This window comes from Corynebacterium sp. Marseille-P8863, assembly GCF_946902955.1.
In the GTDB taxonomy this organism is placed as follows: Bacteria; Actinomycetota; Actinomycetes; order Mycobacteriales; family Mycobacteriaceae; genus Corynebacterium; species Corynebacterium gottingense.
The window spans coordinates 41,062-53,987 of sequence record NZ_CAMPQC010000013.1 but is presented as its reverse complement, the minus strand read 5'-3'; the positions used below and the strand labels follow the sequence as shown (position 1 = coordinate 53,987).

At 67.2% G+C, this 12,926-nt stretch carries 14 protein-coding genes; 8 read left to right on the top strand and 6 right to left on the bottom strand.

All coding sequences use genetic code 11. The features are described from left to right. Window positions 1-25: 25 nt before the first annotated feature. A complete protein-coding gene (gene amn, locus OVO38_RS09280; protein WP_267208326.1) occupies window positions 26-1,417 on the bottom strand; it encodes an AMP nucleosidase in 1,392 nt (463 codons plus the stop codon). A gap of 20 nt (window positions 1,418-1,437) precedes the next feature. On the opposite strand from amn, the gene OVO38_RS09275 reads away from it, so the two are divergent. Together OVO38_RS09275 and OVO38_RS09270 are read left to right on the top strand one after the other, a co-directional pair. Next, entirely contained in the window at window positions 1,438-2,430 is a 993-nt protein-coding gene (locus OVO38_RS09275; RefSeq protein ID WP_144717688.1) for an App1 family protein, read from the top strand. Next, complete coding sequence (locus tag OVO38_RS09270) at window positions 2,427-3,263, top strand: hypothetical protein (RefSeq protein WP_095546910.1); 837 nt, start codon at window positions 2,427-2,429, stop codon at window positions 3,261-3,263. The genes OVO38_RS09275 and OVO38_RS09270 overlap by 4 nt, the downstream gene beginning before the upstream one ends. Here the strand turns inward: OVO38_RS09270 and OVO38_RS09265 are convergent. Further along, the gene (locus OVO38_RS09265; protein ID WP_095548069.1) at window positions 3,244-3,837 is read right to left on the bottom strand and encodes a TetR/AcrR family transcriptional regulator; all 594 of its coding nucleotides are present in this window, start codon (window positions 3,835-3,837) and stop codon (window positions 3,244-3,246) included. The two genes, OVO38_RS09270 and OVO38_RS09265, sit on opposite strands and share 20 nt — an antisense overlap. Window positions 3,838-3,859: 22 nt before the next feature. Further along, a complete protein-coding gene (locus OVO38_RS09260; RefSeq protein ID WP_133064065.1) occupies window positions 3,860-4,444 on the bottom strand; it encodes a TetR/AcrR family transcriptional regulator in 585 nt (194 codons plus the stop codon). A 228-nt stretch (window positions 4,445-4,672) separates the two neighbouring features. Between OVO38_RS09260 and OVO38_RS09255 the strand changes: the two genes are divergently transcribed. After that, entirely contained in the window at window positions 4,673-5,995 is a 1,323-nt protein-coding gene (locus OVO38_RS09255) for a M20/M25/M40 family metallo-hydrolase (protein WP_095554149.1), read from the top strand. A 50-nt stretch (window positions 5,996-6,045) separates the two neighbouring features. Next, a complete protein-coding gene (locus OVO38_RS09250) occupies window positions 6,046-6,597 on the top strand; it encodes a hypothetical protein (RefSeq protein ID WP_267208325.1) in 552 nt (183 codons plus the stop codon). On the opposite strand, the gene OVO38_RS09245 is transcribed toward OVO38_RS09250, so the two are convergent. Beyond that, window positions 6,594-7,769, bottom strand: a complete 1,176-nt coding sequence (locus tag OVO38_RS09245) for an alpha-amylase family protein (RefSeq protein ID WP_267208324.1) — start codon at window positions 7,767-7,769, stop codon at window positions 6,594-6,596. The genes OVO38_RS09250 and OVO38_RS09245 overlap by 4 nt on opposite strands. 87 nt (window positions 7,770-7,856) lie before the next feature. On the opposite strand from OVO38_RS09245, the gene OVO38_RS09240 reads away from it, so the two are divergent. Beyond that, a complete protein-coding gene (locus OVO38_RS09240; RefSeq protein ID WP_095554151.1) occupies window positions 7,857-8,450 on the top strand; it encodes a TetR/AcrR family transcriptional regulator in 594 nt (197 codons plus the stop codon). Between the two features lie 4 nt (window positions 8,451-8,454). Here the strand turns inward: OVO38_RS09240 and OVO38_RS09235 are convergent, their stop codons facing one another. Beyond that, window positions 8,455-10,122: a glutaminase gene (locus tag OVO38_RS09235; protein WP_267208323.1), complete on the bottom strand. Its 1,668-nt coding sequence runs from the start codon at window positions 10,120-10,122 to the stop codon at window positions 8,455-8,457. Window positions 10,123-10,250: 128 nt separating this feature from the next. Here OVO38_RS09235 and OVO38_RS09230 point away from each other — a divergent pair, with 128 nt between their 5' ends. From OVO38_RS09230 to OVO38_RS09220, 3 genes are read left to right on the top strand one after another with little or no spacing between them, the layout of a single operon-like run. Beyond that, entirely contained in the window at window positions 10,251-10,463 is a 213-nt protein-coding gene (locus OVO38_RS09230; RefSeq protein WP_095535845.1) for a helix-turn-helix transcriptional regulator, read from the top strand. Window positions 10,464-10,469: 6 nt separating this feature from the next. Then, the gene (locus OVO38_RS09225) at window positions 10,470-10,952 is read left to right on the top strand and encodes a hypothetical protein (protein ID WP_095548064.1); all 483 of its coding nucleotides are present in this window, start codon (window positions 10,470-10,472) and stop codon (window positions 10,950-10,952) included. 52 nt (window positions 10,953-11,004) lie between these two features. After that, window positions 11,005-12,177, top strand: a complete 1,173-nt coding sequence (locus OVO38_RS09220; RefSeq protein WP_144717697.1) for a globin domain-containing protein — start codon at window positions 11,005-11,007, stop codon at window positions 12,175-12,177. On the opposite strand, the gene OVO38_RS09215 is transcribed toward OVO38_RS09220, so the two are convergent. Then, on the bottom strand, window positions 12,178-12,858 hold the full coding sequence (locus tag OVO38_RS09215; protein WP_095535842.1) for a helix-turn-helix transcriptional regulator: 681 nt from the start codon (window positions 12,856-12,858) through the stop codon (window positions 12,178-12,180). Window positions 12,859-12,926: the final 68 nt, after the last annotated feature.

Here is a 12,926-nt window from a genome sequence, read left to right as displayed (position 1 = left end):
TGCACGGCCGGATCGTCGAAGGAGCTCAACGGAATGGGAGCTCTCCGATCGTGCGGCGCAGCTTGCGGGTGCGCAGGCGCTGCGGGTTCTTGGCCAGCTTCTCCATCGCGCGCACCGCGCACATCACGTGCGCCTCCTTGGAGTTGGAATAGAAGGTCTGGGCGGCCGCGGGCAGCTTCGGCACCGCGTGCAGCGGCAGGTCGGAGACCGCGAGCAGCGCACCGTAGGGCACGCGGTAGCGGTAGCCGTTGGCCGCGATGGTGCAGGACTCCATGTCCACGGCCGCCGCGGTGGAGCCGCGCAGCCACTCCCACAGATCGCGCGGCGCCTTCCATTCCCAGTTGCGGTCGCTGGTGGAAAGGACGGTGCCGGTGCGCATGAGCGAGGTGTCGTCGCCGTAGATCTTCGCCACCGCCTTCTCCAGGGTGCGCTGGATCTCCGGAACGGCGGGGATGGGCGAGTCGGGACGGATGTGCTCGTCAAGCACGTTGTCCTTGCGCTCGTAGGCGTTGCCCAGGATGAGGTCGCCGATGCGCATGCGCGCGTCCATGCCGGCGCAGTGGCCGATCATGATCCACGCTTCGGGGCGCAGCACCGCCAGCGAGTCCGTTATTGTTTTTGCGTTCGACGGGCCGACGCCGATGTTGATCATGGTGATGCCGTCGCCGTCCTCGGTGACCAGGTCGTAGCGCGGCATCTGGAACTTCGAGCCCAGCTCCAGGTTCTCCACCGCCACCGTGTCGGAGATGGTCTCGCCGCTGGGCAGCACGAGGCGCGTGTAGCGCGAGCCCTCGCGCGCCAGCTCCGCGACGCCGAAGCGCACAAACTCGGTGACGTGCATGGCGTAGTTGGTAAACAGGATGAATTTCTGCAGCGACTCCACCTGGATGCCCGTGTAGTGCTCCAGCCGGGCCAGCGCGAGGTCGAAGCGCTGCGGACCGAAGTGGAAGAGGGGCTTCTCTTCGCCGTGGAAGGCGTCCCAGTGGCCGTCGATAATTGCGTCGTGCACCTCGTCAAGGGTGGGGCGAGGCACGAACACTGCGTTCTCCGTGTTCGCGGGGCGGGGGCCAGTGCCGCGGATGTACTCGGGCGGGATGCGGGTCTCCGAGTAGCCGACGCGGATCTCGCACTCGTAGTTGGTGGTCAGCGCCTCGAGCTGCGAGCGCAGGTACGGCGCCATGAGGTCGGGCCGCGACAGCACCGCCGAGTAGACGCCGGCCTCGTCGACGTAGCCGAAGGGCTCGGAGCGGTCCACGGGCACCCATTGCCCGATCTCCACGGAGAGCTTGGGGTAGTACACGTCCTTGTAGCGCGCGTAGTCGCCGCTGGTGAGCGCGTCTCGCGCGAGCTCACACGATGCGGTGTAGAGCTCAATGAGCTTCTCGACGGCCACGTGCGCACTCTCGACTCTGTCCATAGCGCCTAGACTACTGGCTTATGGGATTTTCAGACGTGGTCCGCTGGGCGGAGCACCGCATCAACAACGCGGACGTGAAAACGAAGGCCCGCCGGGGCTGGGCGCCACAGGTCACGGGTTTTACCGGCTACGGCAACTCCGAGCGTGCCCGCGTGCTTGGGCGCGTGCTCATGGCGGACCCGGAGCGGGAACCGAAAACGGAGGTGGAGCGCGGCTACCGCCAGTTCTTCACCACCCAGGTGCCCGACATTGAGGTCACCGTCACGCTGGGCGCGCAGACCGTCACGGCGCAGACGAACGGCAACGGCTACCTCGAGGTCCTCATCCTGGACCACGGGCTGGAGCCCGGCTGGCACACCGCCACGGTGCGCACACCGCTGAGCGCGGAGCCGAGCGAAGCGCAGGTGCAGATCATTTCGGACGACGTCACCCACGGCCTGATCTCCGATGTAGATGACACGATCATGGTGACCATGCTGCCGCGCGCCATGCTCGCCGCCTGGAACTCGTGGGTGAAAAAGACGAACACCCGCCAGCCGATCGCGGGCATGGACGACTTCTACAGCGCGGTCCTCGGCCCCGACGAGCCCACCTTCTACGTCTCCACGGGCGCCTGGAACACCTACGACACGCTCACCGACTTCATCGCGCGCGAGAAGCTGCCGCGCGGCCCGCTGCTGCTCACGGACTGGGGCCCCACCCCGACTGGTCTGTTCCGCAGCGGCAAGGAGCACAAGCGGGTGGCGCTGCGTAACCTCATCGTGGACTTCCCCAACATCCGCTGGACGCTGGTGGGCGACGACGGCCAGCACGACCCGATGCTCTACTCCGACCTGGTGCAGGAGCACCCCGACCGCGTGCGGCTCGTGGCCATCCGCGAGCTCAGCCGCTCCGAGCACATGCTGGCCCACGGCACCACCACCACGATCTCGCAGCCGGGCAACTACCGCACCATTAAGTCGATCCACGGCCACACCGGCTTTGACTTGCTCGAGGAATACCGGCACCTGTGAGCCGCAAACCGTTCGCCCTCGCCTTCGCCGGCGTCGTGATCCTGCTGGTCGCGGCGTCGTTCGTGCGCATCGCGCACACCCCCGCCGAGCCCGACTCGGACGCGCTCTCGCGCCGACTCACCGAGGTGGACGACACCGTCGGCGTCGACCCCGACTGGCTCGAGGCGGAGGTGGAAAGGATCGAGGCGGACACGGACACGAGCATTGGCATCGTGCTTATCGACGACGATGACGCCGCCGTCACCGCAGGCGACGTCACCAGCCTCGCGGCGTGGTCCACGATCAAGGTGCCGGTCGCAATGGCCGCCACGGAACACTGCGACGCGAGCGAGGAAGTGCTGGACACCCTCATCACCTCCACGATCGAGGTCTCCGACAACGGGTCGGCGGACCAGCTCTGGATGTGCCTGGCGGCCGCGGGCGGCGCGAAGAAGCTGGTCGCCGACGAGCTGGCCAAGGCGGGCGCGACGGCCACGCTCGAGGAGGCCTGGGGCACGAGCGAGTGGTCGCTGAACTCCCAGGCCCGCTACGCCCACTACCTCGCGGAACTTTCGGACCGGGAGCCCGACAACGCGGTCCTGGACAAGATGGTGCACGTGGATAAGTCGCAGTCCTGGGGCCTCGGCGCCCTGGGCATCCCGTTCAAGGGCGGTTGGAGCGACGACACCGACGGCTCCTGGCAGTCTCGGCAGCTGGGCTTCGGGCAGTTCGCCGACAAGCGCTACGGCATCTCCATGGCCGCGATCAGCGAGGACGGCTCCTTCGAGGACACCACCGACGCGCTGGACGAGCTCGCCGAGGCACTCGCCAGCGTTAGCCCCGCTTCCGAGTAAGCAGCTGCCCCATCAGGTCGTGCACCCGGTCGACGCGTTCGGCGGTCACGCCGACGGCGATCTCGTCGCGGTACGCGGTGACGAAGAGGTGCTGGGTGCCCGCCACGATGAACATCGCTGCATCATCGATGACCTCGTCGGTGGCCTGGATGCCGCCGCGCTCCAGCGACTTCCACAGGTTCGCACGGATCGGCGGGAACATGAGCTCGCAGATCGTCTGGTTGAGCTTGCCGTGCACGGGCGAGTCGATGAGGTGACGGATCATGCACTCGTGCGGCTCGAGCACCTCGGCGAGCTTGTGCACCTGCGTGGCGTAGTCCGTGTCGCCGTCGAAGTTGTAGGCAAAGTCGCGGTACGCCGGCCCGAGGACCGCCTCGCCCGCGGCGATGACCACGCTATCGCGGTCCTGGAAGTGCTCGTAGAACACCTGGCGGCTCACCTGCGCCGCCTTCACGATGCCGGAGACAGACAGGTCTTCCACCTTGTGGTCAACCAGCAACGCGATGGTGGCGGAGATCAACGCCTCGCGGGTGCGTACCGCGCGGGGGTCGGAGCTCGATTCACGACGTGCCATAACAATTCATCTTCCTTCGGAGCTAGCTGCCCACGATCGACGCGCGCAAGAGTCCAAGCACGCTATTGGCGCGCTTCGCCGCGTCTTCTGCCGAATCCGCCTCGCGCACCGAGGCGACCAGGAGGCGGAAGGCGCCGGCGCGGAGGAAGTCCTCCACGCCTTCCAGCAGGCTCGGCTCGAGCTCGCCCTGGCGCTCCAGGATCGCGTCCACCACCCCGCGCAGCATCGGCTGCTCCGGGGTAGTAAAGAGCTTGAGGGTGTAGGTGAGCGCCGGGCCGCCGACGACGTTGAGCAGCAGGTCGCGCTCCTTGTACATGCCGGCCACGAGACCCTCAATGGCCTGTTCCGGGTCGCCGGTGCGCTCGTAGGTCTTCACATATTCCTGAAGCAGCGGCCGAAACGTGCGCTCCATGAGCGCGCCGACGACGGCGTCGCGGCCGTCGAAATGCTCGTAGAACACCTGCCGGCTCATGCCCGCCAGGCCCACGATCGCGGACACCGTGATGTCCTCGGTCTTCTTTTCGCGCTGAAGCGTCTCCGCCGCGTCCAGGAAGGCGTTGCGCGTACGAATCGCCCTCGGGTCCATGCTGCCTTCTCTACGGGCCACCGCTTCCACCTCTTCCCGGGTTTCTGCTCGCCTCGCCCTCAGGATCACTCAGGTTCTGATTTAAATTCTCAGCTTTCCTGATTTCTTCAGTGAGGCCAGGTCTCGCGTTATCCTCAAATATTGCGCCGTACCGTGCGGTTCAGCGCTGCTCAATATCGTTCAGTCTTCACATTAGACCGCAACAGATGTAAATTACCGCATCCGCCAAATTTAAGAAAGTTGATTTGTATGACTTTAGCGGACACTACCATTACGCTGCTCAAAGAACTCGTCCAAATTTCTTGCGTGAACGATCTCACCCCCGATTCCGGGCAGGAATCCAAGGCCGCAGACGTCCTCGAGCGCTTCTTCGCGGACGCGCCGAACGTGCGCGTCGAGCGCTTCGAACCCCACCCAGGCCGCACCTCCATCGCGTTTACCATCGAGGGCTCGGACCCCTCCGCCGAGCCGCTCACCCTCCTCGGCCACACCGACGTGGTCCCCGTCGACGAGGCGAAGTGGACCAAGGACCCGTTCGGGGCGCAGATTATCGACGGCCACCTGTACGGCCGCGGCGCCACCGACATGCTCTACATCACCGCCGCGATGGCGGCCACCGTGCGCGACGTGGCCCTGTCCGGCACCCAGCCCACCGGCACCCTCACCTTCGTGGGCTGCGCCGACGAGGAGGCCCGCGGCGGCCTGGGCGTGGGCTGGCTGGCGGAGCACGCACCGGACGCGTTCTCCTGGAAGAACTGCCTGTCCGAGGAAGGCGGCTCCCACCTGCCGGTGCAGGACGGGTCGGATGCGGTGGTCGTCGTTATTGGCGAAAAGGGCGCGGCGCAGCGACGCCTCACCGTGCACGGCGACGCCGGGCACGGCTCCACGCCGCACGGGCGCGAACTGACCATTGCCAAGATTGGCAAGGTGGCCGAGCGCATCGCCGCCCTGACCCCGGAGGTCAGTTCCGAGGAGCCGTGGCCCGGCTACGTGCGCGCCTGGAAGTTCGACCCCGAGACCGAGCAGGCGCTGCTGCGCGGCGAGGGCTACGAGGCGTTCGGCGAGCTGCAGCGCTACTCGCACGCGATGAGCCACCTCACCGTGGCGCCGACGGTCCTGCGCGCGGGCGGCGCGATCAACGTCCTGCCGTCCGAGGCCTCGATCGAGCTGGACATCCGCCAGCTGCCGGGCCAGAGCCAGGAGGACATCGACGACCTGCTGCGCGAGGCGCTCGGCGACCTGGCCAGTGAGGTGGAGATCACCCACCTCATCACCGAGGACGCCACCGTCTCCCCCACCGAGGGCCCGCTTTACGACGCCATCGTGGACACCTTCGCCGAGTTCTTCCCCGAAGCGGCCGTGGTCCCCACGCTCGCCGCGGGCGGCTCCGACCTGCGCTTTGCCCGCCGCAAGGGCGGCGTGGGCTACGGCTTTGCCATGCACAAGCGCGAGAACACGCTGGGTAAGGTGCTCGACCTCCTGCACAGCCACGACGAGTACGTCGACCTGGCCGACGTGGAGCTCACGACGCAGGCCTACCGCAGCCTGATCCGCCGCATGGTGAACGCGTAATTTGCGCGCTCCCCTTTCACATGCGTCACATCCGTGACATACTGGCGGTCATGAAACTCCGCTCCCTTGCCATGACCGCCGCCGTCGCGGGCACGCTCGCCGCGGCCCCGGCCGCCGCCCACGCCGACGCGATTGACGACGCCCTTGCCAAGCTCCCCGCCGGCGAAATCTCTTGCGCCCAGGCCGAGAAGTACTGGACCAACGACGCCGACTACAACGCCAAGGTCCGCCAGGCCCAGACCATCGCCCGCTTTGACAGCCGCGGCCCGCAGATCCTCGACGCCCTCGCCCGCGTAGAGAACGCGGCGAACCGCTGCGGCCTCAAGGGCACCAACGGCGGCACCAGCAACGCTGCGCCGGCGCAACCCGCCCAGCCGGCCCAGCCGGCACAGCCCGCGCCGGCCACGCAGCCCGCCCAGCCTGCCCAGCCAGCACCGGCCGCGCAGCAGAACCCCCAGAACGTGATCGTGCTCGCCCCGCAGGGCGCGCCGACCATCGACGTGCCGGTGGCCAACGTCGCGACCGTGCGACTGCCGGACCTGGGCGCGATCGTCCAGCAGCTGCTCGCGCAGTACGCGCAGGGTTCCTCCCTGCCGCGCTAACTCCCCCACTCGTAGAGGACCTCGGCGCCTGCGCGGATGCGCACGCCCGGCGCGGGCTCGAGCCACGCGTCGGTCTGGATCTCCTCGCCGTTTTCGCCACGACTCCGCACGGAGATCGTGGCGTTTTCCTTGTCCAGCACCTCCACGTCGGCGTGGGTGAGCCACTGGTTGCGGCGGCGCACGCCGATCAGCTTCTTGTGTTCCTCGAAGACCCACTGGCCCAGCTCGGAGAGTTCTGCCGGGGAGGCTGGGAGGGGAGGGCGGATGGCGTCGTCAGCCGCGAAGCCCTCGCCGCGCACCCCCTCGAAGCCCTGCTCGTCGCCGTAGTAGATGCTGGGCATGCCGGGCAGGCTCATGAGCAGGGCGAGCGCGACGATCTCCCCGTCCTGGCCCACCTTGGAGGCGATGCGGTCGACGTCGTGGTTGCCAATGAAGATGTTGGGAAGCGCCCGCTTGGCAATGTCGCGGTGGCGGCCCAGCGCGTGGTCGAGCTCCCAGAAGTTGGTGTCTGAGATAGAGGACCAGAGCGCCTTCCACAGCTCGTACTGCGTGACGGAGTCGAGCGTGCCCGCCTCGGCGATCTCGGCGTAGTCGCCGTGGATGACCTCGCCGAGGATGCACACGTCGGGGAACTCCTCGCGTACCCGCCCAAGCACTGTGCGCCAGAACTCGGCGGGCACGGAGTAGGCAACGTCGAGGCGCCAGCCTTGGATGCCGCGGCGCAGCCAGTGCAGCATGATGTCAGTCACCGCGTCCTGGACCCTGGGGTCGTCATGGTGCAGGGTGGCCAGCTCCTCGTGGCCCTCCCAGTCGGTGCCGCCGGCGAGGCCCTCGGCCACCCACGGGTGGGTGCGCGCGACGTGGTTGAACACGCCATCGAGCATGACCTGGATGCCGCGCTCGTGGCACGCGGCGACGAAGTGGTCGAAGTCGGCGTCGTCGCCAAGCCTGGCGTCGATGCGGTAGTGGTCGAGCGTGTCGTAGCCGTGCGCGACGGACTCGAAGATGGGGCCGAGGAGGATGCCGTTGCAGCCGAGCTCGATGAGGTAGTCCAGCCACGCCTCGAGGCGGGGAAGGCGGTGCGCGGCGTCCTTCGCGTCGCGGATGGGGGCACCCGTCGCGCCGAGGGGGTAGACGTGCCACCAGATGGCGTCTACGAGCTGCTGTTTCACGGTATTTCCCTTTCGTCAGCGGACAACGTTCAGAATTATATTGATATTCAATGCATGTAAAACTTGTGCGTGTGTACGATGTAGCGCATGACAGAACGCCACACGACGCACGCGCCACAGCGGCGCCTGAGCGTGGAGGAGCGGCGCCAGGAAATTCTCGACGCTGCCACGGAGATCTTCTCCACCACGCCCTACAGCGAGGTCCCCACCCAGCGTATCGCCGATCACTGCGGCGTGTCCCAAGGCTTGGTGTTCCACTACTTCGACTCCAAGGCCGGCCTGTACACCGCCTTCCTCGAGCGCACGGCCATCAACCTGCACAACGCCCAGATCGCCGCAGCTGAGGGGCTCGAGTCCTCCGACACCGAGGAAATCGTGCGCCGCGGGCTGGACATCTACCTCAACTACATCGAGACGCACCCGTTCGTGTGGTCCACCGGCAAGCGCGGCGGCGAGGAGCCGATCGAGGCGATCCACCTGCGCATCGAGCGCCACGACACCACCGTGCAGGCGCTGTGCGACTTCCTCGGCCGCAGTGACGACCGCGCGCGCATCGCCGTCTCGGGGCTCATCGGCTTTATCGACGCCATCGCGCTGGACTGGGTCGACGACGGCTGCCCCGCCGAGCAGCGCGAACTGCTCATCAGCACCGCCTCCGCCGCCTTCCTCGCGGCACTGTAGCGCGCTACCGCTCGCCGCGGTGCCGGATCAGCGGCTCGAGCCGCTCCTGGATGCGCTCGCGCCAAGCTTCGACCGTTTCCTTGTAGCCCTCGCCGTGCGGGTGCATGCCGCGGTGGGTGAACGTGACCTGGGTCTCGCCGTCCTCCTGCTCGCTGTCGCTGAGCTCGAAGATGAGCGAGGTGTCGTCCCAGTCGCGGTCCTCCTTGTCCTTGCCCGTGGTCTCGGTGTGCCAGACCAGGCGGTCGCCCACCTCGGACTCCTCGACGCGGAATTCCGCGTACTGGTCGTCGGTGTCGAAGTGGAACTCGCCGCCCTGCTCGGAGGCCGAGCCCTCGATGTGGTCGACGTGCTCGTCCCACCACTCCTGCGGAGCGGAGATCGCCCGGAAGACCTCGGTGCGCGACCCCGGCACGGTGAAGGTAGTGGAGAAGTCCTTGATGGCAGGGACCTTCGTGCCGTCGGAAAACTCGTAGTCCGGCATCGCGCCGTCGGGGTCGTAGATGCGCACGTCCAGGCCGGTGTCGCGCAGGTGGCGCATCCCCTCCTTGATCAGCAGGCGCCCGGCCTTGTTAAAGCTGGTCACGTTGGACACGTCGAGCACCAGCGTGCCGCCCACGATGCGCTCGCTGGCCAGGTCGTGCAGGATGTTCTCCGCGGCGGTGAAGTTGATCATGCCCTGCAGCTCCACCACGGTGCAGTCCTCGCGCCGCTCCACCGACCGAATGCCCGGCGCGGCGTAGAAGTCCGCGCCCATCAGGTTCAGCCCGAGCGAGTCGGACATCTCGCGGAAGATCCGCACCCCGCGCACCGAGTTGCCCTGCTCGTTGAGCCGCGGGCTTAACGACGCCAACCCCAACTGCCCCGGCATCGTCCCGATCAACCCGCCGGCGACGCCGGATTTCGCCGGGATCCCCACGTTGACCATCCACTGCCCCGACCCGTCGTACATGCCGGCCGACGTCATCACCGCCTGCGTGATCCGGCACGAGCCGGCGGACAGGACGCGCTCGCCAGTAATCGGCTGCACGCCGCCGTTGGCCAGTGTCGCCGCCATGGTGGCCAGGTCGCGCACCGTGACCAGCACCGAGCACTGCTGCGTGTACGAGTCGATCGCGTCGTGCGCCTGGTCCTGCACCATGCCGAACTCCCGCAGCAGGTGCGCAATGGCCAGGTTGCGGTGGGCGGTGCCGAGTTCGGACTGGACCAGCGACTCGTCGATACGCAGCTCCCTGCCCGCGAGCCGGGAGAAGTACGCGCGGATCTTCTCCACCCGCTCCTCCACCGAGGATTCGGCGCCGTTAATCATTTGATTCACCGCGATCGCGCCCGCGTTGATCATCGGATTCGCCGGGCGGTGCGTGTCCTCCTCCAGCGAAATCGCGTTGAACGCCTCGCCCGACGGCTCCACGCCCACGTACTTGTGCACCTCCGCCGCGCCGAGCTCCTCCAGCGCGAGCGCGTACACGAACGGCTTGGAGATCGACTGGATGGTGAACTCGTACTCGTCATCCCCCACCGAATACAGGTTTCCCGAGGTCGTGCACAGCGCCACGCCCAGCTTGTCGGGGTCCGCGGCAGCCAGCTCGTCGATGTAGTCGGCGACCTCGCCGCTGTCGTCGTCGCGGACGAGGTCGAGGATGCGGTCAAGGTAGGCAGGCACTGGCGTCGGCATGCGCGCCAGTCTAGAGCCTTTCGCTTATCGACGCTCCCCCATTTCCTTTTTGTCTAGTTTCCTTTACATCGTGGCGTGTTTGGTTTATATTTTGCCGTAGGCGCTTACGAGACACGAAAGGAGCGCTGATGCCAGACACACACGAAAACATGGTCCGCAAATGGCGGCGGTGGCAGGAACTCTCCCAAGCCGACCTCGCCGCGCAGGTGGGAGTGTCCCGCCAGACCATCGCCAACATTGAAAAAGGCAACTACTCCCCCTCCGTCCACCTCGCACTCGACATCGCACACACCCTCGGCAAAACCGTCGAAGCCCTCTTCGGCGACGACCAGGAAGGATAACTCCCCATGTTGAAGCAGTACGGCGACAAGAAAGTCGCCCTGGCCAACCAAGGCACCGACGACGAATACCAGCAGCAGATCCTCCACCAGTCCAGCACCGTGACCTCGGAGACGCTCAAGTACACGACCACATTCATCATGGCGATCCTCGCGTGGGTCCTGCCCGACGGCGCCGCCATCTACTCGCTGCTGGCCTTGCTGCCCGTCACGCTCGCGCAAACCGCCGGCGCGCTGTGGATGCAGAACTACGCCCCGCGGCCCCGCCCGCCCAAGATGTTCACCCTTTCCACCCTGCCCATCTGGATCCTCTTCGCGATCGCCCTCGCCGGCATCGCCTTCACCGACTTCGACGGCGACCGCAGCGGCACCATCGGCATGGTCATCGGCGCGCTCATCGGCGGCGGCGCGGCGGCCATCTTCGCCCCGCGCCTCCAGCGCCGCAAGCGCCGCGACGACGAGGAGCGCCTCGCCACGGACCTCGAGGACTAGTTTTGACGGGTACAGTCGGTGTTAATTGTTCAACGGCACGAAAGGACACCGCATGTACCTGCAGGAAAAGCCGGACCCGAAGCTCAACCACCTCAGCGAGGAGCACGCCGAGATCATCAAGGCCACGCTCCCGCCGGTGGGTGAGAACATCGAGACCATCACGAAGACGTTCTACAACAAGATGTTCACCGCGCACCCGGAGCTCATCGCCAACACCTTCAACCGCGGCAACCAGAAGCAGGGCGCGCAGCAGAAGGCGCTCGCGGCCTCGGTCGCGACCTTCGCCACCCAGCTCGTGGACCCGAACGCGCCGGACCCGGTCATGATGCTGGACCGCATCGCCCACAAGCACGTCTCGCTGGGCATCCGCAAGGACCAGTACCAGATCGTGCACGACAACCTCATGGCCGCGATCGCGGAGGTGCTCGGCGACGCCGTGACCCCCGAGGTCGCCGAGGCGTGGGACGCCGTCTACTGGCTCATGGCCGACGTGCTGATCAAGCACGAGGCGAAGCTCTATGAATCCGACGGCGTGACCGACGGCGACGTCTTCCGCCGCGCCGAGGTCACGGCCAAGGAGCAGCTCACCGACTCCGTCTACGCCTACACGCTCAGCGGCGACTTCACCGCGCCGCGCCCCGGCCAGTACACCTCCGTGGGCGTCACGCTTGACGACGGCGCCCGCCAGCTCCGCCAGTACTCCATCATCGAGGGCGACGAGCACTCCTACCGCATCGCCGTGGAGACCGACGGCGAGGTCTCGACCTTCCTGCGCGACCACGTGGCCATCGGCGACACCGTCGACGCCACCCTCGCCGCCGGCGACCTGGTCCTCCAGGACAGCGACAACCCGGTCGTGCTCATCTCCAGCGGCATCGGCTCCACCCCGATGGTGGGCATCCTGGGCCACCTCTCACGCACCCACTCGGACCGCAAGGTGACCTACCTCCACGCCGACAACTCCGAAGATTCCTGGGCGCAGCAGGCCGAGACCCGCGCCCTCGCGGAAGCGCTTGCCGACGCCAACGTCACCGCCACCTTCCGCAGCCAGGACCAGCGCATCAACGTCGCCGAGGCCGACCTCGCCGGCGCGGACGTCTACCTCTGCGGCGGCGCGAACTTCCTTCAGGGCATCCGCGACGACATCGCGGCGCTGCCCGCCGACAAGGCGCCCGCCAACGTCTACTTCGAGCTGTTCAGCCCGAACGACTGGCTGATCAACTAGCTACTCCACCTCGGTGATGCGGGCCCCGCACTCGTGGGGCCGGTCGAACGGCAGAAGCTCCACCTGCATGCGGCCCGCCTTGCCGTCCACGTAGCCGGCGTGCAGCGCGCACACCGCCGGGCTCGGCGCCCTGCCGGGGTCGGTGACAAACGGGCACGCCTTGAGGGAGAGCTCGCGTGAGGTGTCGGTGGCGGCATCGTCGCGAAGCGCTGGGTCGAACCCCATATCCCGCAGGATCCGGGCGACCTTCTCGGTCGCCTCGTCCAGATCCCGCGGCGTGCCGCCGTGCCTCGACGACGCCTCCTTCGCCCACTGCCGCCCCACCTCGCGCGCTCGCTCCAGGTCGTCGCCGGCGATCGCGGTGGCCAGCATGTCAACCAGCTCGACGTACTCGCTGGTCACGTCCGCGTTCCGCGCCACGCGCGCGGTAAAGATGTGCGACGGCCGCCCCCGCCCGGTCGTACGCGCCTGCCTGCGCACCACGAGCCCGTGGGCGATGAGCTCGTCAAGGTGCCCGCGGACCGTGTTGATGTGCATGCCCAGTTCCTTCGCCAGCTCCGTCACCTGCGCGCCCTGCGGGAACTGCTGCAGCGCGCCGAAGACCTCGCGCTGCTTCGCGCTCAGCTCCGCGGCTGCGGTGGTGAGATCGGAAGTGGGGCGCGGCGTCCGGTGTCGGTCCATGCTTCGCACCTTTCTTGGACAGTTGCGTGCGTTCATTATATGAACCACGCCCTGACCGCCTTGTTTGA